Origin of the sequence: Protofrankia symbiont of Coriaria myrtifolia (assembly GCF_900634755.1) — a bacterium.
In the GTDB taxonomy this organism is placed as follows: Bacteria; Actinomycetota; Actinomycetes; order Frankiales; family Frankiaceae; genus Protofrankia; species Protofrankia coriariae.
The window spans coordinates 6865-30612 of the sequence record NZ_CAAAFS010000131.1; the positions used below are offsets into that span (position 1 = coordinate 6865).

Genomic DNA, 23748 nt, shown 5'->3' on the forward strand with positions numbered 1-23748 from the left:
CCCCGTGACAAACATCCACAGACCGAGCTCCAGCGCGCCCGTGTCGGCGCTGACACGACTGAGCAGAAAGAGCCCGATGGTAACCCCGACCGTGCCCGCGACGACAAACCGCTTGTAATGCCCGGTAGCGCTGATCAGCCGGCCGGACCCGATGGACGTCAGCAGAATACCGGCGAGCAGCGGGAGCATTCGCAGCCCGCTGACGGTGGCACTCGCGCCATGGACGATCTGTAGATACTGCGGGAGAAAAATAATCGCCCCGAACATGAAGGTGCCGGTGACGAGGCTCAGCAGCGCGGACACCGTGTAGATGCTGTTGCTGAACAGCCGTGGTGGGAGAATGGCTTCCGGTGCCACCCGTTCACGCAGCGCGAAAGAAACGATCAGTACGACTCCTGCGGCGATCAGCGCGGCGATCTGCCAGGAGAGCCACGCGAAGTCCTTGCCTCCACTCTGAGTAGCGAGCAGGATGGCGCTCAGACCCGTGACCAGCAGGATGGCGCCGGCCCAGTCGATGGCCGCCCGGCGTCGCCGGAACGGTAGTCGCAACGTCCGGTTGATGACGACGAGCGCGGCGAGCCCGACCGGAAGGTTGACGAAGAACACCCAGCGCCATGACCCGTGATCGACCAGAAAACCGCCGACGAGCGGGCCGAGAATGCTCGACGCGCCGAAGACCCCGCTGAAGTATCCCTGGTAGCGCCCCCGTTCCCGGGGTGCGACGATGTCGCCGATGACGGCGAAGGCCAGGGAGATGAGGCCGCCAGCACCAAGGCCCTGTAGAGCGCGAAATCCGACGAGCTGGTACATCGACTGGGCAAGCCCGCACAGCGTGCTGCCGATCAGGAAGATCGTGATGGACAGCTGTAGGACGGTTTTGCGCCCGTAGAGGTCACTGGCTTTCCCGTACAGCGGAGCGGAGATCGTGGAAGTCAACAGGTAGGCCGTGACCAGCCAGGAAAGCATGTCACTGCGATGGAACTCGCCGACAATGGTCGGCAGTGCGGTCGCGACGATGGTCTGGTCCAGTGCCGCGAGCAGCATACCCGTCATCAGCCCGATGATGATGGCGACGATCTGCCGGTGGCTCAGGTCCGTACCGGTGTCGTCTGGTGGATTCCGGTCGCGGCTGACATTGTTCCCGGTGGTCGTCATTCATCCTCCGTCAGGCGGACCGCTCAGGTGATGCCGGCACAGTGAGAACGCAGGGCGGCCACGGGCATTCGACGCAGGTCGCAACGGGATGTATCCCACGGCTCGACATTTCGCTACTTGATTGTGCGATACAACTATACGTGATCATTTCAGCTGGGCATCGGGTGTGTTGCTGCGTGTCGACCGTGGTACCGAACATAGCCGGTTTTGTCCGTCACTCGCCGTATCCTGTGGACAGAGCATGGTTGTCCACAGATGCGGGATACGCGATGTACCGCCACGACGCGGGGTCCTACCGTCACGGGCATGGCTGATCTTTCTTTTGTCCCCGACATCCGCGCCGCCACCCGCTCGGGCGTGGCTGCCGTGGTTCGGCCACGTGTTCCGGTGACCCATGCCCCGGTCACGGGAGAACACGACAGCCTGGAGCCCGACCGGCCGTACCCCGCCGGCCCGGATCCGGTCGCTTCCGACGGGGAACCGGACCGTGTCGGGCCGGACTCCCGTCCGGGGGAACTACCCGTGTTCGGCGAGCACAGCCGGTCGTCCCGGTCCGACGCGGCCGGCACGGCATCCGTCGATTCCTCCTTTCTCGACGAGATACTGGCCGAGCGCGCCAGCCCCGGCGGCGGGGAGCGGCAGACGATCATCCAGCGGGTTGGATCCGGCCTGGCCGGACGCCTGCCGCATACTCTGCGCGGCGGGCTGGTCGACCCGGCCATCCGTGGCGCGTTGCTGATCGCGCTCGTTGCCCTCGTCGCGGCGCTGGCGGCCGGCTGGTTCGCCTGGCGGGGCAGACCGGTGCCCGTGCTGGCCCTTCCGCCGGCGGCACAGGTGACGGACCTCGCGAACCCGGGGCACGGCACGGTGGCCGGCGCCGTGGCGACGGCGGCACCGCCGTCGTCTGCCGCCACCGGGAGTCCACAGGCACAGGTCGTCGTCGACGTCGCGGGCAAGGTCCATCATCCCGGGGTGCTCACCCTGCCGGGAGGATCCCGGGTGGTGGACGCGGTGGCCCGTGCCGGCGGGGTGCTGCCCGGGACGGACACCTCCGGCCTGGCGCTGGCGCGTCGCCTGGTGGACGGCGAGCAGATTCTCGTGGACGGCCGCCCCGGACCGGCGCCACCCCAGCCCGCGGGCGGTGCCGCCGGCAGCGCCGGGGGTACCGGTGCCGCCGGCGGTGGCAGTGGGAGGGGCTCGCCGGGCGCCGCACCCGGGGCGCCGGTGAACCTCAACACGGCCACGGTCGAAGCCCTCGACGCGCTGCCCGGCGTGGGCCCTGTGCTGGCCCAGCGGATCGTCGAGTGGCGTGTGGCTCACGGCGGTTTCGCTTCCCCACGGCAACTGGGGGAGGTGACCGGAGTCGGTGATCAGCGGCTCGCCGACCTTCTTCCGCTCGTCACCGTCTGACGGTCAGCACGTAATGGAGAACGTGTCGGTTTGCCGGTGGCCGTGTGGCATGGAGCACGAACATGACCGTTGTCGGTCACGATCCACAACGTCAACCGCCCGACCTGCGCCTGGTCGCTCCGGCCCTCGCGGCCTGGGCGGGAGCAGCGGGCACCGGGCTGGCCGTGCCACCAGTGGCCGTGCTGTGGATCGCCGGAATGTTGCTGTGCGTGACACCGCTGTGCGTGGTGACCCTGCTCCGCCGCCGGACGGTCCGGCGGCCGGTGGGCGCGGTCCTGGCATGCCTGGCCTGTCTTGCCGCGGGTGTGCTGGCGGCGGGTCTGCCGGCCCGGGCCCGCGCGCTTGGTCCGCTCGCGGCTCTCGGCGCGGCCCGGGCGGCCGCCGACATCGAAGGCACGGTGACCGGCGACCCGCGGGTCAGCCACGGGGGCAACGGCGAACTCGTCATCGTCCCGGTGCGGGTGGAGCGGCTGGCCGCGGACGGGCACGACATCCGGCTGCGGCAGCCGGTACTGGTGCTCGCGACCGCGTCCGGCTGGGAGGATCTGCTGCCGAGCCAGCATGTCAGCACCTCGGGGAAGCTGGCGCCGCCGAGGGCGGGCGACACCGTCGCGGCTGTCGTCTTCGTCCGGGCCGCGCCGGCCTCGGTCGGCCCGCCCTCATCGGTACAGCGGGCGGCCGGTCAGCTGCGGGCGGGTCTGCGCGATGCCACGTCGGGGCTTGTCGGCCCGCGCCGCGGGCTGCTGCCGGGTCTTGTCCTCGGCGACACGAGCAACCTCGACGACGAGGTGCGGGAGGACTTCCGGACCGCCGGGATGTCACATCTTGTCGCTGTTTCCGGGGCGAACTGCGCGATCATCATCGCCGCGGCGACCGTAGTCGTCCGGCGCAGCCGGTTGGCCCCGTGGGTGCAGGCCGGTTGGGTCGCGATGGCCCTGGTCGGTTTCGTCATCCTGGCCCGGCCGTCACCGAGCGTCATGCGTGCCGGTGTCATGGGACTGATCGGGATCGTCGCGGCCGGCAGCGGGCGGTCACGGCTGGCCATGCCCGCGCTCGCGGCCACCGTGCTGGTACTCGTCCTCAGCAGCCCCGATCTTGCTCGTTCGGTCGGTTTCACCCTGTCGGTTGCCGCCACCGCCGGCCTGGTGATCCTCGTTCCGGGCTGGCGGGACGCACTGGCGGGCCGGTTGCCGAGGTGGCTGGCCGAGCCACTCGCGGTCGCCGCGGCGGCACATGTCGCCTGCTCGCCGGTCCTCGTCGCCATCGGCGGCGGGGTCAGCCTGGTGGCCGTTCCCGCCAACATGCTCGCCGAGGCCGCAGTCGCACCAGCGACCATCCTCGGGGTCCTTGCCACGGTGGCGGCGGTCGTCCACGATCCGCTGGCCCGGTTCCTGGCAACCTTCGCGGGTGTGCCGTGCGGATGGTTGATCACGGTGGCGGACGTCGCGGCGCGCGTACCTGGCGCGGAGATCGGCTGGCCGGCCGGCCCGGCCGGCGCCGTGGCCCTCGTCGCCGCCACGGTCGTGCTGCTCGCGACCGTCCGCCGGCGCCGCGGGCGTCGTGTCCTCATCACACTGTCCGTCATTACTTTGGGTGTGCAGGTGATATTAATGTCACGTATTGTCGGAATCTTGCCCACACGTTGATGGCGGATCGTAATCATTTGATGTTCCTGACCAGGTCGTGCGGTCCGGGTAGCGTCCTTGTGACATGCTCGCCAGCGTGCCGCCGACATCCGCGCCGCCACGGTTGGTCCTTGTCTCCGGTGACGAGGAACTGCTCGTCTCCCGCGCTGTCCGGGACGTCATCCACGCCGCCCGGCGCCACGACCCGCAGACGGAGATCGTCGACCGAGCGCCGGGTGAGTTCACCGAGAGCGATGTGGTCGATCTGGCCAGCGTATCGATGTTCGGCGAGCTACGGGTGGTCGTGGTCCGCGGCGCGCAGGAACTCACGGATGATCTCAGGGAGGCGCTGCTGGCCTATCTCGCCCGGCCGCTGGACGACGTCGTGCTCGTCGTCGTCCACAGCGGTGTCGTACGCAACCGCAAACTGGCGGAGGCGATGAAGTCGGCCGGTGCGACGGTCGTCACGGCGGCGCGTATCACCCGTCCCCGGGACCGCCACGACTTCGTCGCGGCCGAGGTCCGCCGTCTCGGCGGCCAGATCAGTGCGGGCGCGGTGAAGGCGCTGGTGGACGCGGTCGGTAGCGATCTGCGCGAGTTGGCGATGGTATGTGATCAGATGGTCGCGGACTCCGGTGGGACGATCAACGAGGCCCTGGTTGCCGGATACCGTCGCGGCCGGGCTGAGGCCACCGGTTTCGCGGTGGCGGACGCCGCGATCGCGGGAGACCTGCCCGAGGCTCTGACCGTGCTGCGCCAGACGCTTGCGGGCGGTGTCCCACCCGTCTTGGTCGTGAGCGCCATGACCACCGGGCTGCGTGACCTGGCCCGGGTCGCGGCCGCCGGCGGTGGCTCCACCTGGGAGCTGGCCCGCAGCCTCGGCATGCCTGACTGGAAGGTGGAACGTTCCCAGCGGGCGGCCCGCGGCTGGAGCGACGAAGGGCTGGCCTACGCGATGCGCGCGGTCAGCGCCGCGGATGCGGCCGTCAAGGGCGGCGCCGTGGATCCGGTCTACGGGCTGGAAAGGCTTGTCACTCAGATCGTGTCGGCCCGTGGCCGTCCGGCGGGAGCCCGGCGGTGACGTTGCGTGCACCCCAGCCCGATCAGGAGGACTCCTCCGGCCCGAACGGAGACAACCCGGACGAAGCCGGCCCGGACGAAGCCGGTCCGAACGGAAGTGATCGGGACGGAGGCGGCGAGGACGGCCAGGACGGGGAGGAAGAGGAAACGGACAGGGGTGCCCAAGACACGGACGGAGCGGCGCAGGACGACCAGAGCCGGGGTGATCTCAGCCAGGGTGATTCGGGGCGGAGCGCCGCTGAGCACCGGATCGGCCCGGAGCGGGGAAGCACACCGACGTCGGAACCAGCGTCATCCTCGGTCACCAGCGACCCGGTCGGGCGACCGCACAGGTTCCTCTCCACCGGCCGCACCCTGGCCGGCAGCAGCCTGCTCGGCGTCCTGATCGCCCTGGCTGATCTGGCGAGCGCATGGGTGATCGTGGTGCTGCCGCTGACAGCGGCCGTCATGGCGGCCTACAACGAAGCGATCAAGAAGATGCTGGCCGCGGACGACACACGGAGCCGTCTCGCGGAGAACGAACCGTCGGCGTCCAGAACGCCGCCGGACTGACAGCACGGATTCCGGCGCTCCTCGGAAGCCATCCTGGGAGATCCGGCATGCCGCAGGTTCCCCGGCCGCCATCAGAACGTCGATGTCCCTGGCAGCCAGCCGGTAGCACCAGGTATGTGTACAGGCTATCCGGGCTACCCGCAGGATACCGACGAACCTGGGTGACGTTGGGCGGACGGGCATCCCACGGACAGACGCCTCGCGCCGCCCGCTCAGCCGAACCGGCCCGGCTCCGGTCGGAGCCCGGTCGGGAAAGCGACGGGCGGACGGCGTACGAGTGGACGCGTCGGACGGGTGGCGTCAGACCTTGGTCAGCGAAGCGTACCGGGTGGCCAGCGCCGACTTCTTGTTGGCAGCCTGGTTCGCGTGGATGACGCCCTTGCTCACGGCCTTGTCCAGCTTGCGCGACGCGATGCGCAGCTCCAGACCGGCACGCTCCTGGTCGCCCGCCTCCACGGCTTCCCGGAAGCGGCGGATGAGCGTCTTCAGTTCGGACTTCACGGCCTTGTTGCGCAGCCGTCGCTTCTCGTTGGTGAGGTTGCGCTTGATCTGCGACTTGATATTGGCCACGCGAAAGAACCCCTGGTCGTCGAAGTTGAATCGGTATGAAGGTCGGTTGAGCCCCGGCGTCGGCCCAGGACCGGCCTGCTCGCGACTGGCCTGCCGGCGTCTGGCCGGTGCACGGATGGCACCGGGGAAGCCGGGTGGCCCCGGGAAACATCGGTAACCTTACCAACTTACCCACGAACGGTGCCGGAGGGCGTGCCAGTGGCGTCCGCCGGCCGGGACTGACCGCGGTGTCCGGGGGCTGTTGCGGCGGGTGGGTACCGATGTGACCATCGGCGTCCGACGGGTGAGCCCAGCACACCAGGGCCGCGCCGGGCCTGTGCCGGGCCATGGTGCGCCGGGCCTTGCGCGGCCAGCGCTCTGGCGCGTCGGTGCTTGCTGCGCCGGGCTTTGCGCGCCAGCGCTCTGGTACGTCGGTGCTTGCTGCGCCGAGCCTCCTGGTATGCCGAGCCTTGCGTGTCAGGGCCTGGCACGATGACACAGTCCATCCCGACGAAACGAGAAGACTCCGCGTGCCCCCAGCCTCCGACCCCCGTCGTATCAACCAGGCATCGGTCGACCAGGCGTCGATCCGCAACTTCTGCATCATCGCTCACATCGACCACGGCAAGTCGACGCTCGCCGACCGGATGCTCGGTGTTACCGGTGTCGTCGAGGCTCGTAACATGCGTGCCCAGTATCTGGACAAGATGGACATCGAGCGCGAGCGCGGCATCACGATCAAGGCGCAGAGTGTCCGGCTGCCGTGGCAGGCCGACGACGGCCGCGACTACGTCCTGCATCTGATCGACACTCCTGGCCATGTTGACTTTACCTATGAGGTCAGTCGGTCGCTTGCGGCCTGTGAGGGCGCGGTGCTGCTCGTCGACGCGGCTCAGGGTATCGAGGCGCAGACGTTGGCAAACCTGTACCTGGCGCTGGAGAACGACCTGCAGATCATCCCGGTCCTCAACAAGATCGACCTGCCGGCCGCGCAGCCGGAGAAGTACGCCGCCGAGCTGGGGCAGATCATCGGCTGCGACCCTGCCGACGTGCTGCTGGTGTCGGGCAAGACCGGCCAGGGCGTGCCCGAGCTGCTCAACGAGATCGTCCGGCGGGTCCCCGCGCCGATGGGCGACCCGGACGCCCCCGCGCGCGCCATGATCTTCGACAGCGTCTACGACACCTACCGGGGTGTGATCACGTATGTGCGGGTGGTCGACGGCCGGCTGACCGCCCGGGACCGCTGCCTGATGATGTCGACGCGGGCGAGCCACGAGACCCTCGAGGTCGGGGTGATCTCGCCGGAGGCGATCCCGCGGGAGGGACTGTCCGCCGGGGAGGTCGGCTACCTCATCCCGGGGGTCAAGGACGTCCGGCAGGCCCGGGTCGGGGACACCGTGACCTCGGCGGCCCACCCGGCCGAGGCGCCACTGGCCGGTTACCGTGACCCGCGCCCGATGGTCTACAGCGGCCTGTACCCGATCGACGGCAGCGAGTATCCCGCCCTGCGGGAGGCCCTGGACAAGCTGCAGCTCAACGACGCCGCGCTGACCTACGAGCCCGAGACGTCCGCGGCGTTGGGCTTCGGTTTCCGCTGCGGCTTCCTCGGGCTGCTCCATCTGGAGATCGTCCGGGAGCGTCTGGAACGGGAGTTCAACCTCACGCTCATCTCCACCGCGCCGAACGTGGTCTACCGGGTGCTCATGGAGGACGGCAGTGAGACGATCGTCACCAACCCGAGCGACTGGCCGGCGGGAAAGATCTCCGAGGTCCACGAGCCGGTCGTGGATGCCATGGTGCTGCTGCCGTCCGACTTCGTCGGTCAGGTCATGGAGCTCTGCCAGGGTCGGCGCGGCACGCTGGACGGGATGGACTACCTGTCGACCGACCGGGTCGAGCTCAAGTACCGGCTCCCGCTCGGAGAGATCATTTTTGACTTCTTCGACGCCCTGAAGTCGAAGACCCGGGGGTATGCCAGCCTCGACTACGAGCCGGCCGGCGAGCAGGTGTCCGACCTGGTCAAGGTCGACATCCTGCTGCAGGGGGAGACCGTCGACGCGTTCTCCGCGATCGTCCACAAGGACAAGGCGTACGGCTACGGGGTCGCGATGACCTCCCGGCTGCGGGAGCTGATCCCGCGCCAGCAGTTCGAGGTGCCGATCCAGGCCGCGATCGGTAGCCGAATCATCGCCCGGGAGAACATCCGTGCCATCCGCAAGGACGTGCTGGCCAAGTGCTACGGCGGTGACATCACCCGCAAGCGCAAGCTGCTGGAACGGCAGAAGGAAGGAAAGAAGAAGATGAAGACCATCGGCCGCGTCGAAGTCCCGCAGGAGGCATTCATCGCGGCCCTGTCCACGGACGCGTCCAAGAGCGGGAAATAGTCCTGCCGTCCGTGGCCGGGCGGTGACTCCGGCCGGCCGTCCTTCGGTCGCCAGCGTGGCCGTGACCCTCTCGTCTCCGCGGGGTTCCTCCCGGAGCCGGCGGCTGTGCGAGCCGGTCCGGGAGGCCCGGGCCCCTGGGCGGTTCGGGTTGCCTGTTCGGGCAGCTCAGGGGGTTCGTGCGGACGAGGGGGATAGTCGGATGGGTTCAGTGGCGGGTTCGTCATGGCCGGCGGGACCGACCGATCCGGCCAGGGTGCCGGATCGGTACTCCGTCGCGTGAGGGGGGAGAAGATCCTCGATGTTGTCGAGGACACCGCGCACGGCGTCGTCATTCATGTGATTGAGTTTTCCGGACGCGGGACCACGAACTCACGACGCTTCACCTATATTGACCAGTCGATTATCAATGTCAGGTCAACGTCGCTGCCGGCCGGTGCTCCGGTGGGGTTCCAGGCCCATTCGACGGGCGTATTGGACGGTTGAATCCGACAAATCCGATAACTGAATACAAAGATCATGAGGCGGCTGTCGTCCGAGCGTCCGGTGGGTGGGACGCGCGATCGCCGGAACGGTAGGTGGGTGATGAGGGCAGGCCTGAAGGCGGGCTTGGAAGCGGGCCTGAAGGCAGGCACAGCGTTGCGAGTCGGGCACACTATGGCCATGCCGCACATCTCGACGGCCGTGTCAGCCCTCGGCCAGCCCAGCGCAGCCGGTCCCGGTGAGCCGGACAGGCCGGACAGGCCGGCAGGCCCGGTTCACTCGGGAGGCCCGGCGGGCCCGCGGGGCAGGGGCTCCCCAGCCGCTGACGGCAGCCTCCAGGTGTGGGACGGCGTGCTCCCGACGCGGGCCACGGACACCCTTGGCAGCCGCCCGTTCGGGGTCTACGTGCACGTCCCGTACTGCGCGACCCACTGCGGCTACTGCGACTTCAACACCTACACCGCGACCGAACTCGGGCCGGGGGTTGCGATCGGCACGTTCGTGGAGACGCTGGCGGCCGAGTTCCGCCTGGCCCGGTCCGTTCTCGGCCCGGCCGACGTCGCGGTCTCGACGGTCTTCGTCGGCGGCGGGACGCCGACCCTGCTGCCCGCCGAGGACCTCGAGCGGCTGCTCCGGATGATCGACGCGGAGTTCGGCCTCGCCGCCGGCGCTGAGGTGACCACGGAGGCGAACCCCGAGTCCGTGGACGCCGGTGCCCTGGAGCGGCTGGCCGCCGCCGGGTACACGCGGATCTCGTTCGGGATGCAGAGCGCCCGTCCGCACGTGCTTGCCGCGCTCGACCGCCGGCACACCCCCGGACGCGTCCCGGACGTGGTCAGCTGGGCGCGCAAGGCCGGCTTCGCCCACATCAACCTCGACCTGATCTATGGCACTCCCGGCGAGTCCGCCCGGGACTGGCAGGCGAGCCTGGACGCGGTGGTCGCGCTCGATCCCGACCATGTCAGCGCATACGCGCTGACCGTCGAGGACGGTACCCGGCTGGCCCGGCGGATCCGGCGCGGCGAGCTGCTCCCGCCCGATGACGATCTTATGGCGGACCGCTACCAGCAGGCCGAGGAGACCCTGACCGCGGCCGGCCTGAGCTGGTACGAGATCAGCAACTGGGCGCGTGGGCCCGCCGCTCACAGCCGGCACAACCTCGGCTACTGGCGGGGCGCCGACTGGTGGGGTTTCGGGCCGGGGGCGCACAGCCACATCGGGGGTGTCCGCTGGTGGAACGTGCGCCATCCAGCCTCCTACAGCGCACGGCTCGCCGCGGGCGCAAGCCCCGCGGCGGCCCACGAGGAGCTGGACGCCGCCGCCGCGCGCATGGAACGGATCATGCTCGAGGTGCGCCTGGCCGAGGGCCTCGCGGCCGAGGAGCTCACGCCCGCGGGGCGGTCCCAGGCCGCCCGGCTCGCCGCCGACGGGCTGGTGGATCCCCCTGCGCTGGCGGCGGGACGCGTCCTGCTGACCCTGCGCGGCAGGCTGCTCGCCGACACCGTCATACACGCTCTTCTATCGGACTAGCCGCGGCCGTCACCGGGAAACACTCCTCAAGCTCCCGGTGGCGGTGACACATTTGTCCGTCTCGCCTGGTCGCCAGGACAGCTACAATTGGCACTCGCGGCAATCGAGTGCCAGAGCGTCCCGCCGGCGGGTTTCTGGCCTCGGCGGCCTCGGCGGCCTCGGTGGCTTCGTGTGGTCGTCGCTGACCTCACCCGGCGGCTTCAGCGTGGCAAAGGGGTGATACGGCGTGCTGGAGGAACGGCGGCTGGACGTACTTCGAGCCATCGTTGAGGAGTTCGTGCTCAGCAACGAACCCGTGGGCTCCAAGCTGTTGGCCGAGCGCCACCAGCTCGGGGTGTCTCCTGCTACTGTCCGTAATGACATGTCCACACTTGAGGAAGAAGGCTACATCACCCAGCCGCACACCAGCGCCGGCCGGATTCCCACGGACAAAGGCTACCGCCTCTTCGTCGACCGGCTGTCGGGGGTCAAACCGTTGTCCCGGGCCGAGCGGCGGGCCATCCAGAGCTTCCTGGAGGGCGCGATCGATCTCGACGACGTGGTCCGGCGGTCGGTCCGGCTGCTCGCGCAGCTGACCCGCCAGGTCGCGGTCGTGCAGTACCCGTCGCTGTCGTGCAGCGGCGTCCGGCACATCGAGATCGTGACGATCACACCGGTGCGCCTGCTGCTCGTACTGATCACCGACACCGGACGGGTCGAGCAGCGGGTCGTCGAAGTACCCGAGCCGGTGGACGACCCGACCGTCAGCGAGCTGCGCACCGTGCTCAACGCGGCGCTGAACGGGCGTCGGCTGGCGGACGCGCCCGAGGCGGTCGCCAACCTGCCGGACGAGGCCCGGCCGGGGCTGCGTCCGCACCTGAACATGCTGATCACGGTTGTGATGGAGGCGCTGGTCGACAAGCCGGAGGAACGGATCGCTCTGGCGGGTACCGCCAACCTGACGCGTTCCGCCATCGACTTTGCCGATACGCTGCGTCCGCTTCTGGAGGCTCTGGAGGAGCAGGTCGTTCTGTTGAAACTGATCGGCGAGGTACGGGACCTCGATACCGTCACGGTCCGTATTGGCCACGAAAACAGCGTGGATGCGTTGCGTTCCACATCGGTGGTAGCGACGGGGTACGGTCGCGGGGCGTCCGCGTTGGGTGGCCTGGGGGTGGTCGGTCCAAGGCGGATGGACTATCCGGGAACCATGGCGGCCGTCCAGGCCGTCGCCAAGTATGTGGGTGATCTCTTGGGTGCCGACTGATGGCCACCGACTACTACGAGGTGCTCGGCGTACGCCGGGACGCCTCGAACGATGAGCTCAAAAGGGCCTACCGCAAGCTTGCCCGCGAGCTGCATCCCGACGTCAACCCCGACCCTGAGGCGCAGGCTCGCTTCAAGGCCGTGACCGCGGCCTACGAGGTCCTCTCCGACCCGGAGAAGCGCCAGATCGTCGATCTCGGCGGGGATCCGCTGGCGCCCGGTGGGGGAGCCGGCGGGTCGTCGTTCGGAGCCGGCTTCGGCGGCCTCGGCGACATCATGGACGCCTTCTTCGGCGGCGGCGCCAGCCGTGGGCCGCGTTCGCGGGTGCGCCGGGGCAACGACGCGCTGCTCCGTCTTGAGCTCGACCTCTCCGAGACCGCCTTCGGGACGACCCGGGACATCACCGTGGACACCGCCGTGGTGTGCGGTACCTGCTCCGGGGACGGCGCGGCGCCGGGCAGCCATCCGGTGACCTGCCCGGTCTGCCACGGGCGCGGGGAGATCCAGCAGGTCGCCCGCTCCTTCCTCGGGCAGATGGTCACCTCCAGGCCGTGCACCCGCTGCGGCGCCACCGGGACGGTGATCGAGCACCCGTGCCGGGAGTGCGGCGGCGACGGCCGGGTCCGCAAGCGGCGCAACCTCACCGTCAAGATCCCTTCCGGGGTCGAGGACGGGATGCGCATCCGGTTGTCCGGCGAGGGTGAGGTCGGCCCGGGCGGCGGCCCCAACGGCGACCTCTACGTCGAAGTCCAGGAGCGCCCCCATCCGGTGTTCACCCGGGAGGGCGACGACCTGCACTGCGAGCTGCGCGTCCCGATGACCGCCGCCGCGCTCGGCACTACCTGCACGCTGGACACGCTCGACGGCAGTGAGACCATCACGGTCAAGCCCGGCACCCAGCCCGGCCATGTGATCACCATGAGCGGTCGGGGCGTCCCGCACCTGCGTTCGGTCGGACGCGGCCACCTGCACATCCACGTCGTGGTCGAGACACCGACCAAGATCGACGCCGAGCAGGAGCGGCTGCTGCGCGAACTGGCGAAGCTGCGGGACGAGGAGCAGCCGGCGGTCATCTCCGGCGGCAGCGGCTCCGCTGACGGCCAGGGCTTCTTCTCCCGGCTGCGCGGCTCCCGTGGCACCCGGTAAGCGTGACCGTCGGTGACCCTCGAAGGGCCTGAGAGCTGACCGCACCCCTGTTCCACCAGGTGCCGGTGCCGGACGCCGTCGAGCTGACGCTGGTCGGTGCCGAGGGTAGGCATGCGGCTACGGTACGGCGGCTACGCCCCGGTGAACGGCTGGATGTCACCGACGGGCGTGGCGTGGTTGCCGAGTGCACGGTTGTGCGCTGCCGGCGGGACGAGATCGACTGCGCGGTGGAGCGCCGGGTCGTGCACCCGGCGCGGCTGCCCCGGCTCGTGGTGGTCCAGGCGCTGGCCAAGGGCGACCGCGGCGAGCTCGCCGTCGAGCTCATGACCGAGGTGGGGGTCGACGAGATCGTCCCCTGGGCGGCCTCCCGCTCGGTCGTGCGCTGGGCGGGGGAGCGGGGCGCCCGTGCCCATGACCGCTGGTCGGCGACGGCCCGGGAGGCGGCGAAGCAGTCGCGGCGGGTGTTCTGGCCACGGGTCACCGCTCCCACCGACACCGACGCCGCCGCCGCCCGGCTCACCGCGGCCGAGCTCGCCGTGGTCCTGCACGAGGATGCCGCCGAACCGTTGACCCGGGTGCTCGCCGCGGCGACGACGGCCGCTACCGGGTCCTTCGCCACCGCGACGGCTGCCGCTGGGCCGCCTGCCACCACGGCGTCCGTGGCCGGGTCGGCCACCGCCGGGTTGACCGCGACCCGGGCGCCTGCTCTGCCGGACGCCGTCCCGGCAGCGGAGATCGTCGTCGTGGTGGGCCCGGAAGGCGGGATCACCGACGCCGAACTGGAAGTGTTCACCGCGGCCGGGGGGCGGCCGTCCAGGCTCGGTCCCACCGTGCTGCGGACGTCGACCGCCGGCGTGGTCGCCGCCGCGGTCGTTCTCTCCCGCACGTCCCGATGGGAGCGTTAGATCGTGTACCCGGTGTGCCCGCGGCCGGCGTCCCGCCGGCCTTCGTTGTGCCTGTCGTGCCGGCTGTTGTGCTGGTACGGCCAGTGCGACGACCGGCTCGGCGGCCGGCCCGGGAGGTCCAACAGGCCCGAGGATCGCTACACTGAAGGACCGTACTGAACTCATGTCGTTCGAGAGGTCCCGTGGCCGGCGCCGGCCGCAACCCATGACCGATTCCACCTCCCAGTCCGACCAGCGGACCGTTACGCGCATCGTCGTTCCCGGTGCGCACAGCATGGTGAGCCTGCTCGGCCACCAGGACGAACTGTTGCGCGTTGTCGAACAGGCGTTATCGTCCGATGTCCACGTCCGGGGCAATGAGATCACCATCACCGGTCCTCCGAAGGAGAACGCGCTGGCGGCCAGGCTCTTCGCCGAGCTGATCGCTGTGCTGGAGTCCGGGGCCGAGCTCACCCCGGCCCACGTGGACCATTCGCTGTCGATGCTGCGCAGCGGCAGCGAGGAACGCCCGGCCGAGGTGCTCACCCTCAACATCCTCTCCAGCCGGGGCCGGACGATCCGGCCGAAGACGCTCAACCAGAAGCGTTACGTGGACGCGATCGACGCCCACACCATCGTGTTCGGCATCGGCCCGGCCGGTACCGGCAAGACGTACCTGGCCATGGCCAAGGCCGTGCAGGCGCTGCAGTCCAAGCAGGTGAATCGGATCATCCTGACCCGGCCGGCGGTCGAGGCGGGGGAGCGGCTCGGTTTCCTGCCCGGCACCCTCTACGACAAGATCGACCCATACCTGCGCCCGCTGTACGACGCCCTGCACGACATGGTCGACCCGGACTCGATCCCGCGGCTGATCCAGAGCGGCACCATCGAGGTCGCGCCGCTGGCGTACATGCGCGGGCGGACCCTCAACGACGCGTTCATCATCCTGGACGAGGCGCAGAACACCTCCGTCGAGCAGATGAAGATGTTCCTCACCCGCCTCGGCTTCGGCTCCAGGATCGTTGTGACCGGGGACGTCACCCAGGTGGACCTCCCCAGCGGCACCCGCAGCGGCCTACGGGTGGTCCGGGAGATCCTCGACGGCCTCGACGACGTCCACTTCGCGGTCCTGACCAGCACGGACGTGGTGCGCCACCGGCTGGTCAGCGAGATCGTCGACGCCTATGCCCGGTGGGACGCGGCAAGCGCGCCGCGACCCCGACCGGCCCAGGCCGCCCGCCGGGACCGGCGGTGACGGGCACGCCGACCAGCGGGCCACGGCGCGCACCGGCTCGCGGACCGGAGCGCATGCCGACGACGATGGGCCGCGTACGGCGCGGCGCCGGATGAGGATGGATCACTGATGGCCGTGTTCGTGGCGAACGAGTCGGGTGTCGAGGCCGATGAGGTCACCCTTACCGCGCTCGCCCGGTTCGTGCTGGACACCATGAAGGTCAACCCGCTGGCGGAGCTGTCGGTCATGCTGGTGGAGCAGGCCGCGATGGAGGAGCTCCACGTCCGCTACATGGGTGAGGAGGGCCCGACCGACGTGCTGGCCTTCCCCCAGGACGACGCGTTCGACCCGTCCGCGCCGGACTCGGGCGAGGACGACCCGACCCTGCTGCTCGGCGACATCGTCCTGTGCCCGGAGGTCGCCCGTCGGCAGGCGGCCAAGGCGGGGCACTCGACCGAGCACGAGATGCACCTGCTGTGCACGCACGGCATCCTGCACCTGCTCGGTTACGATCATGCCGAGCCGGACGAGGAGCGGGAGATGTGGGCGGTGCAGTCCCGGCTGCTGACCTCCTGGGCCTCCGCCCGTGCCGCCGGCACGCACTGAGCGTGCCTGGAGAGCGCCACGCACTGAGCGTGCCGGAGGAGCGCCGCGCACTGAGCCTGCCGGGGGAGCTGACAGGGCGGACCAATGGGCTACGGTGATGTTCCACTTCTGCTGCTCGCGGTGCTGGCCACGCTGTTCGCGGCCGGGATCGGATGCATCGACGCCGCGCTGACCCGGGTCTCCCGGGTCGCGGTCGAGGGATTCGTGCGCGCGGGGCGCCCCAGAGCCGCGAGCCTGGCCACGATCGTCGCCGACCCCGGGCGCTACCTGGCGCTGCTGCTGTTGCTGCGGATCGTCGGGGAGATGGTCGCCGCCGCGTGCGTGACCGTCATCGCGGTCCACACCTATGGTGCCGGGTTCATCGCGGTCGGTTTCGGCGCGCTGGTCGGGACCCTGTTCGCCTACATCTTCGTCGGGGTCGTGTTCCGGACGCTGGGCCGCCAGCACGCCCCGGTGATCGCGCTCGCGACCGCCGGGCTGACCAGCTGGCTCGGCCGGATGTTCGGGCCGCTGCCACGGCTGCTGATCGCCTTCGGTAACGCCGTCACCCCCGGCCCCGGCTACCGCGACGGCCCGTTCGCCACCGAGGCGGAGCTGCGCGACCTCGTCGACCTCGCCGAGGAGAACTCCGTCATCGAGCGCGGCGAGCGTGACATGATCGCCTCCGTCTTCGAGCTCGGGGACACGCTGGTGCGCGAGGTGATGGTCCCCCGGCCGGACATGGTCTACATCGAGTCGGTGAAGACCGTCGCCCAGGCGATCTCGCTGGCGCTGCGCAGCGGCTTCTCCCGCATCCCGGTGATCGGGGAGAGCGTGGACGACGTCGTCGGGATCGCCTTCCTCAAGGACATGGTCGGCCGGGAGCGCGAGGGCTGGGACACCCGGCCCGTCTCCGACGTCATGCGGCCACCCGCGCTGGTGCCCGAGAGCAAGCACGCCGACGTCCTGCTGCGCGAGATGCAGGCGTCCCGGACCCACATGGCGATCGTCATCGACGAGTACGGCGGGACCGCCGGGCTGGTCACCATCGAGGACATCCTCGAGGAGATCGTCGGCGAGATCACAGACGAGTACGACGCCGAGATCGTCCCGGTGGAGTGGATCGACGGCGACACCGCCCGGGTGACCGCCCGGCTCGGCGTGGACGATCTGCGCGAACTCTTCGGCACGGACGAGCTGCCCGGCTCCGAGGACGTGGAGACTGTCGGCGGGCTGCTGGCGAACGCGTTGGGCCGGGTACCGCTGCCGGGGGCGACGGCGACCGTCGGCGTGGTCACGCTCACCGCTGAGAGCGCCGCCGGCCGGCGCAACCAGATCGGTACCGTGGTGGTGCGCCGGTTGTCCGGGCAGGCCGGGGACGTCGCCGCTGGTGGGTCCGCGTCCACACCCACGGGCGACACGGCCGGTGGCGGCCCACCCCGGGGCAACGGGCCCGGGGGCTCCAGGGCCGCCGGGGGTTCCGGGAGCGAGGCCGCGTACGCGGGCAGCCACCGGGCCGACGGGGAGCAGGGTGGCGGTGACCGGACCGGTAAGAATCGTACGGACGGTACGGGCGGGACGGGTGGTACAGGCAGTACTTTTAGTACAGATAATGACGTTGTGGGTGCTGCCGGTGGCGGTGGCGGGCGTAGGCAGGGCAGTGACGCGGGTGCCACCGGCACTGTCACGCGCCGTGCCGCTTCCGGGGCGCGCACATGATCTTCGATGAGGCAGGGGCAGGCGGCGTGTCAGAGCTGGACCTGGACGCACAGGCCGACAACACGCGAGTCGACGCCGCACGGGTCGACGCCGCGGGGGCCGACGACAGCGCGGACAGCCGCCGGGTCGACAGCGGGCCCGACGCGCCCGCCGCCGGGGACGCCATCCCCGGCGGCCGCCCGGCCGTCGTCCGGGTCGCTCACGACTCGCTGTCGGCCGAGGACGCCAAACTCGTGATCCTCGCCCGGTCGGCGAGGCTGCGCGCCTATGTCCCCCGGGGCGGTACCGCGACCGCCGAAGGCGCGGCTGTCCGGGACACCGACGGGCGGACCTACGTGGCGGCGACCGTGGAGAACGCGCGGGAGCGGCTCACCGTGTCCGCGCTCGCCGCCGCCGTCGTCGCGGCGGCGTCCAGCGGAGCGCGCCGCTTCGAGGCGGCGGCGATCGTCTCTGACCGTCTCGCCGGACCGTTGGCGGGCTCCGGGCTGGACACCGCGGACACCGCGGACACCGCGAGCGCGCCCGACGTCCCGGCTGCGGCGGGCGCGGCCGGGACGTCGGCCGCCCCGGGTGTGCCGGGTGTGCCGGGGGCCGACGATCTGCTGGTGCTGGGCGAGTTCGGTACCGGCGTGCCGGTGTTCCTCGCCGGCTCCGACGGGGTGGCCCGGGGCCGGGTGACCACCTAGTGGCCGCCTCGGCGGAGGCCGGAGCGCCGTTCCGGTCCGGGTTCGCCTGCTTTGTCGGACGTCCCAACGCGGGCAAGTCGACGTTGACCAACGCGCTCGTCGGCTCGAAGGTCGCCATCACCAGCGGGCGCCCGCAGACGACCCGGCACGCCGTCCGCGGCATCGTGCACCGCGACGACGCCCAGCTCGTCCTGGTCGACACCCCCGGCCTGCACCGGCCGCGGACCCTGCTCGGCCAGCGACTCAACGACGTGGTCCGCGCGACCCTGTCAGAGGTGGACGTGGTCGCCTTCTGCGTCCCCGCGAACGAGGCGGTGGGCCCGGGCGACCGGTTCATCGCCGGAGAGCTCGCCCGGCTGCCCAAGCGGACACCGCTGGTCGCGGTCGTCACCAAGAGTGACCTGGTGTCCGATCGGGACGCGCTCGGCGCGCAGCTGCTCGCGGTCTGCTCGCTGGCGGACTTCGTCGACGTGGTGCCGGTCAGTGCGGTGTCGTCGTTCCAGGTGGGGCTGCTCGCGGACGTGCTGGTCAGTCGGCTGCCGCCCGGCCCGCCGCTGTACCCCGACGGTGAGCTGACCGACGAACCCGAGCAGGTGATGGTCGCCGAGCTCGTCCGCGAGGCTGCCCTGGAAGGGGTGCGCGACGAGCTGCCGCACTCGCTCGCCGTCGTCGTCGAGGAGATGATCCCCCGTGAGGACCGGCCGGCGGACCGGCCGCTGCTCGATGTCCACGTGAACGTCTACGTCGAACGGCAGAGCCAGAAGGCGATCGTCATCGGCGCGAAGGGTGCTCGGCTCAAGGACGTCGGGACGCGGGCCCGCGGCCAGATCGAGGCGCTGCTCGGCACCCCCGTCTACCTGGACCTGCACGTCAAGGTGGCCAAGGACTGGCAGCGCGACCCCCGCCAGCTGCGCCGGCTCGGCTTCTGACAGCCGGCCGGCCGCGGCCGCGCGTCCGAGGAGACGAAGAACTTGACCCCGGAGCGGTGTCGCGAGACATTCAACAAATGGTTGTTTTGTCTGTTCGGAAATGAGCACGGACGCAGCCCCCGGTGACGGGGTGAAGGTCAGGAGGATCGACCACGTGGCGATCGCCCTGCCGGACATGGCCGAGGCGGCGCCCCTGCTGTTGGACACGCTCGGTGGCGTGTTTATCAAGGGCGGTGACAACGACGAGACGGGAATCCGTCTGGCGCACATCGGCTTCCCCAGTTTTAAGATCGAACTCATGCAGCCGCTCAGAGCGGACTCGATCCTCTCCGAGAGCCTGCGGCGCAAGGGGCCGGGGCTGCACCACGTGACGTTCATCGTCGACGACGTCACCGACACCGACACCCGCCTGCGCGCTCGTGGGTACGCCACGGCGGGCCTCGACACCTCCTCCTCGGCATGGAGCCAGACCTACATTCGCCCGAAGCTCACTTTCGGCGCGTTGCTGCAGTTCGTCGCCACCGACCTGGACTGGCACACCCCGACCGAGGAGTACACCTTCGAGGACGTCCTCGCGGCAAAACTCGTCTGGCACGACTACGTGGCCTGCTTCCGCGACACCCAGCCCGAAGGCGTTTCCTGACGCCCAGCACCATGGGGGACCACCCGACGAACCGTCCACCGCTCGACGGAACCTCCTGAGCCGTAGGTGAAAACTGTGGCCAGAGCAACGTTTTCCACCTACGGCCGCGGAAGCTGTAGGTGGAAAACGTCGTCGTGACAGCGGTTTTCACCTACAAGGCGGCGGGTACGAACCATCCGCGTTGTCCGCCGTCGACGACGACAGCCGTACCCTGTGGATTACCGAGGCGGGCGCCGGCCATCCCAGGAAAACGGACATCCACTCCCGCGCCAGGCGGTGAGGCTCTGGCGCATTCCCCGGTCGGTCAGCGGCGGCGGAACCAGCCGCGCGATGATGAGCCGGATGATGGTTGTGAGGGAAGGGGATCCGGCAGAGCGACGGGATGCCAGCCCGCGGGCAGCGGCAATGACGCGTCGTCAGGCAGCCGGCGGATAGTCGGATCATACGAATCAAGCTCGTCCAGGTCGAAGCGAGCATTTCCGATTTTCCACTGAAGCGACTCACTCGCTGTGCCACCGAACTTGTAGGAACCGTCGCGCACGAACACGGCCCATGCGTCTTTGGTGGGCCCGAGCAACGTGGCGATCAGAGTGCCCGTGTCGGCCCGCCAGAGCCGTACGGTGCCGTCGTTCGATCCGGAGGCGATGACGGATCCGTCCGGGGAGAACCGCACGGACCATACCGTGCTGATGTGCCCCTGGAGGGTGTGCAGGGGCTCGCCGGTGGTGGTGTCCCACAGCCGCACCGTGCGGTCGCCGGCCGCGGCGGCGATGGTGGATCCGTCCGGGGAGAACGCCACCGACGACATCCAGCTTGTGCGGTTGCCGGTGAGGGTACGCAGACGTCGGCCGGTGGCGATGTCCCACAGGCGTACCGTGCAGTCGTTCGATCCAGAGGCGATGGTGGTTCTGTCGGGGGAGAACTCCACCGACCGTACCGGGCCAGTATGGCCGGTGAGTGGCGGCAGGGGGTCGCCGGTGGTGGTGTCCCACAGCCGCACCGTGTGGTCGCCGGCCGCGGTGGCAATGGTGGATCCGTCCGGGGAGAACGCCACCGACGACACCCACTGGGTGTGGTCGGCGAGGATGCGCTGTCGGCGGCCGGTACGGACATCCCACAGGCTGACCGGCCCATCCTGTGTTCCGGTAGCCAGGAGCGTGCCGTCCGGGGAGAAGGCCACCGCTGTTGCGTCCACAGTGTTTCTGGGCGAGGTCGTGGGAAGCGGGGCCAGGTGTGCGCGGTCACGACCGGCTACCGCGGCATCAGCCAGCTCGGGCCTGCTACCGAGGTGTTCGGGCTGTCCTCCGAGGACGGCCGTGCGGTGCCAGCGGCTGCCCGTTATGACCGCGGCGGTGAGATCCACCGCGGTCAGCCGCCCGTCGGACAGGTCCGCGTCGGTGAGGTCCGCGCCGCGTAGGTCTGAACGATCGATTCGAACGTGGTCGAACCGCGTTCCACGGAACGCGGCCCCATCGAGACGGGAGCCGCGGACTTCCGCTCGGGTCAGCCGCGCTCCGGAGAGGTCCGCGTGGGCGAGGGTGGCGTCCTCGATGGTGGTGCCGGTCAGGTTCGCCCCGCGCAGGTCGGCGCCGGTCAGGTCGGTGTGGGCGATCCGGGCGTCGGTCAGGTTCGCCCCGCGCAGGTCGGCGCCGGTCAGGTCGGTGTGGGCGATCCGGGCGTCGGTCAGGTTCGCCCCGTGCAGGTCGGCTTCCCGCAGGTCCGTCCGGTGGGAGAGGTCCTGACCGGCCAGGTCGGCGTTGGCGAGCTTTGCTCTGGTGCGTAGTTGGATGCCCAGCTGGCGGGCCACGCGTACCGCGTTCGCCTTCGCCTTGGCGGCGGCGTCCGGGTCGTCGACCACATCCTGGGCCCAGCTGCCGGCCCGGTCACGGCCGGTGAGGTCCGCGAAGAAGTCGGCCATCAGCTCCGACATCTCCCGGGCTCCCAGCAGCTCCTGCGCGCTGCCCGCGGCGAACTGGCTGGCGGTCTCGGCGGCGACCAGGTACTCCATCACCGAGGAGTGGATGAACGAGAACCGGCCGTCGGCGTCCCGCACGAGCAGGGTGCCCGAACCGATCATCTGGGTCAGCTCGTCACCGGTGAGTCTCGCCGGGTTGCTCATGCTCGCCAGCACCGCGGCGGCGGTGGCCGTCAGTTCTTCCACACCGATGTGATGTTCGGTGGTGCCCCAGAGGGTCAGCGCCAGGCGGGTGGCCGCGTCCAGCCGGTCCTTCCTGGACAGCGAGGGTGACGCTCCGCGTTGGCGGGCGCGTTGTTCCTCGTGGTCGAGCCAGGCGTCGACCAGCTCCCGGTACAGGTCGGCGGGGCGGATCGTTCCGTCGCCGCCGCGGGCCTGCCGCAGGCGCTCGTCGTCCAGAGCCGTGATGAAGGACAGCATCCGGGGATTGCGCGAGAGCCCCAGCAGGTCGCGGATGCCGCGGATCAGCGCCATCCGCTCCGTGGCCCGCCGCTCGGCCTGGGCTCGCCGTTCGGCCTGGGTCTGGCGGTGTGCCGGGTCGGTCGTGCGCACCGCCGGATCCCAGGTGTACCGCTGAAGCAGGAAGCTTGCGATCTGGGTGTCGGTGAAGTCCTCGATCCGGACGATGCGCCGGCCCGGGATCAGGTCGACCCGTTGGGCGAGGGCTTTGAACACCTGGTCGTCGGTGAGGAAGTACTGCGTGCGGCTGGTCAGCACGATCTTCGCCTTGTCGTGCACGGCAGCCAGCAACGTGCCGAGATGTTCGGCCGCACGGTCGTAGGTCACCCGCAGGGCCAGCTCGTCGAACCCGTCGAATAGCAGGACGACCCGGCCCGCGCGCAGCATGTAGCGAAACCCCTCCAGCTCGATGCGGGTCTGCCCGCTGTTCGCCAGATGGGCCGCCACCAGCGTGTCCAGGTCGTGCGACTTCTCCAGCCCGCGTAACTCGATCAGCATCGGGGTCACGTGCGGCAGTTCGGCGGGCAGCCGCCGGGCCAGTTCGCGCAGCAGGAAGGTCTTGCCCCGGCCGAAGTCACCGAGGATCAGTACGAACCGGGACTGGTCGGTGGTCAGCCAGCCCGCCACGTCCGCGAGCGCGTCCTGCGACAGCGGCCGGTCCGCCACGTCCAGGCGGGTGCCGCGCTGCGGCACGTACAGGGCCGGCGGGTAGATCTGATCGGACTCCAGCCTCCCGGTCTGCCGGTCGAGGTAGCCGCGCAGGTCCAGCACACCCTGGTACTCGGGCATGCTCAGCAGCCGCACACCCGTCCGTTCGGCCTGCGCGACCAGCTCGGGGTCGGCCTGGTCGTCCCCGCAGTAGACCAGGTCGCAGAACAGCGTCGGGCTCGCGGCAAGATAGCGTCGACGGATCGTCCGGACGAACTCCTCCACCGTGCCCGCGTTGGCGTTGCCGTCGATCAGGCCGATCACGCGCTGTTCCACCACCTGCCCTTCGGCGCGCCAGACCCGCAGGTGGGCGGCGATCTCCCCGGCGGCCTCCACCCGCTCGACCCTGGCGGTCGGGTGGCGCAGGCGGGCCACCTCGGCGGCGTCGTCCAACAGGTCCCGGGGGCGGTCACGGACCCGTGCGGGTGGCAGGGGCGCCCCGCCGAGGCCGGTCGGTCGGTGTGGCCACTGCCCGTTGTCACCGTCGTCATGGCCGTCACTGTTATCGCTGCCGTCGTGACCGGTGCCGTTTCGGGCCGGCGGCTGGGGAAACACGACGTATGCCGAGGCGAGATCGTGGGGCGTACGGACCGGCTGCTGCCTGCCGGCGGGGCTCCGGCCACCCGCGGGGTCCTGGCCAGGAGCGAACCGGGTGAACCCCGTCCGGTCGATCCGGATCACCTGGTAGGGCAGCCGACCGCCACCCTGTTCCAGCGGGAGCGCGGGCAGGCCTGAGGGGAGCGTGCGCGCCTGCCCGCGCTCCCGCTGGA

At 70.2% G+C, this 23748-nt stretch carries 19 protein-coding genes; 16 read left to right on the forward strand and 3 right to left on the reverse strand.

The annotated features are described in order from the left end of the window. On the reverse strand, positions 1-1155 hold a 1155-nt coding region (locus tag CM1CMNOD_RS07295; protein WP_131773913.1), incomplete at its 3' end, for an MDR family MFS transporter. A 387-nt stretch (positions 1156-1542) separates the two neighbouring features. Here CM1CMNOD_RS07295 and CM1CMNOD_RS07300 point away from each other — a divergent pair. From CM1CMNOD_RS07300 to CM1CMNOD_RS07315, 4 genes are all read left to right on the forward strand, one after another. Continuing rightward, positions 1543-2565: a ComEA family DNA-binding protein gene (locus CM1CMNOD_RS07300; RefSeq protein ID WP_050803399.1), complete on the forward strand. Its 1023-nt coding sequence runs from the start codon at positions 1543-1545 to the stop codon at positions 2563-2565. A 62-nt stretch (positions 2566-2627) separates the two neighbouring features. After that, the gene (locus CM1CMNOD_RS07305; protein WP_013873028.1) at positions 2628-4211 is read left to right on the forward strand and encodes a ComEC/Rec2 family competence protein; all 1584 of its coding nucleotides are present in this window, start codon (positions 2628-2630) and stop codon (positions 4209-4211) included. A 64-nt stretch (positions 4212-4275) separates the two neighbouring features. Continuing rightward, complete coding sequence (gene holA / locus CM1CMNOD_RS07310) at positions 4276-5271, forward strand: DNA polymerase III subunit delta (RefSeq protein WP_013873029.1); 996 nt, start codon at positions 4276-4278, stop codon at positions 5269-5271. Further along, positions 5268-5822 (forward strand): hypothetical protein, encoded by a 555-nt coding sequence (locus tag CM1CMNOD_RS07315; RefSeq protein ID WP_013873030.1) that lies wholly within the window; start codon positions 5268-5270, stop codon positions 5820-5822. Before holA ends, CM1CMNOD_RS07315 begins: the two co-directional genes overlap by 4 nt. A 300-nt stretch (positions 5823-6122) precedes the next feature. On the opposite strand, the gene rpsT is transcribed toward CM1CMNOD_RS07315, so the two are convergent. Continuing rightward, positions 6123-6392 carry a 30S ribosomal protein S20 gene (gene rpsT / locus CM1CMNOD_RS07320; protein ID WP_013873031.1) on the reverse strand — a complete coding sequence of 90 codons (270 nt, stop codon included), beginning with the start codon at positions 6390-6392 and terminating at the stop codon, positions 6123-6125. Between the two features lie 509 nt (positions 6393-6901). Between rpsT and lepA the strand changes: the two genes are divergently transcribed. From lepA to CM1CMNOD_RS07375, 12 genes are all read left to right on the forward strand, one after another. Then, positions 6902-8755 carry a translation elongation factor 4 gene (lepA, locus tag CM1CMNOD_RS07325; protein WP_013873032.1) on the forward strand — a complete coding sequence of 618 codons (1854 nt, stop codon included), beginning with the start codon at positions 6902-6904 and terminating at the stop codon, positions 8753-8755. A 276-nt stretch (positions 8756-9031) separates the two neighbouring features. Next, positions 9032-9238: a hypothetical protein gene (locus CM1CMNOD_RS21590; protein ID WP_043603230.1), complete on the forward strand. Its 207-nt coding sequence runs from the start codon at positions 9032-9034 to the stop codon at positions 9236-9238. A 348-nt stretch (positions 9239-9586) separates the two neighbouring features. Next, complete coding sequence (hemW, locus tag CM1CMNOD_RS07330) at positions 9587-10765, forward strand: radical SAM family heme chaperone HemW (protein WP_237703031.1); 1179 nt, start codon at positions 9587-9589, stop codon at positions 10763-10765. Between the two features lie 226 nt (positions 10766-10991). Further along, positions 10992-12011: a heat-inducible transcriptional repressor HrcA gene (gene hrcA, locus CM1CMNOD_RS07335; RefSeq protein ID WP_013873035.1), complete on the forward strand. Its 1020-nt coding sequence runs from the start codon at positions 10992-10994 to the stop codon at positions 12009-12011. Then, entirely contained in the window at positions 12011-13156 is a 1146-nt protein-coding gene (dnaJ, locus tag CM1CMNOD_RS07340; protein ID WP_013873036.1) for a molecular chaperone DnaJ, read from the forward strand. Before hrcA ends, dnaJ begins: the two co-directional genes overlap by 1 nt. Before the next feature lie 59 nt (positions 13157-13215). Beyond that, positions 13216-14061 (forward strand): 16S rRNA (uracil(1498)-N(3))-methyltransferase, encoded by an 846-nt coding sequence (locus CM1CMNOD_RS07345; RefSeq protein WP_013873037.1) that lies wholly within the window; start codon positions 13216-13218, stop codon positions 14059-14061. Positions 14062-14266: 205 nt separating this feature from the next. Then, positions 14267-15295: a PhoH family protein gene (locus CM1CMNOD_RS07350; protein WP_013873038.1), complete on the forward strand. Its 1029-nt coding sequence runs from the start codon at positions 14267-14269 to the stop codon at positions 15293-15295. A 108-nt stretch (positions 15296-15403) separates the two neighbouring features. After that, positions 15404-15880 carry an rRNA maturation RNase YbeY gene (ybeY, locus tag CM1CMNOD_RS07355; RefSeq protein ID WP_013873039.1) on the forward strand — a complete coding sequence of 159 codons (477 nt, stop codon included), beginning with the start codon at positions 15404-15406 and terminating at the stop codon, positions 15878-15880. 84 nt (positions 15881-15964) lie between these two features. Beyond that, entirely contained in the window at positions 15965-17578 is a 1614-nt protein-coding gene (locus tag CM1CMNOD_RS07360) for a hemolysin family protein (RefSeq protein ID WP_013873040.1), read from the forward strand. Positions 17579-17604: 26 nt separating this feature from the next. Further along, positions 17605-18264 (forward strand): hypothetical protein, encoded by a 660-nt coding sequence (locus CM1CMNOD_RS07365; protein ID WP_431307079.1) that lies wholly within the window; start codon positions 17605-17607, stop codon positions 18262-18264. Then, entirely contained in the window at positions 18264-19193 is a 930-nt protein-coding gene (gene era, locus CM1CMNOD_RS07370) for a GTPase Era (protein WP_013873042.1), read from the forward strand. Before CM1CMNOD_RS07365 ends, era begins: the two co-directional genes overlap by 1 nt. A 100-nt stretch (positions 19194-19293) precedes the next feature. Next, positions 19294-19836: a VOC family protein gene (locus tag CM1CMNOD_RS07375; RefSeq protein ID WP_013873043.1), complete on the forward strand. Its 543-nt coding sequence runs from the start codon at positions 19294-19296 to the stop codon at positions 19834-19836. Positions 19837-20140: 304 nt separating this feature from the next. On the opposite strand, the gene CM1CMNOD_RS07380 is transcribed toward CM1CMNOD_RS07375, so the two are convergent. After that, positions 20141-23748: NACHT and WD40 repeat domain-containing protein (locus tag CM1CMNOD_RS07380; RefSeq protein WP_131773912.1), on the reverse strand; the 3608-nt coding region annotated here is incomplete at its 5' end.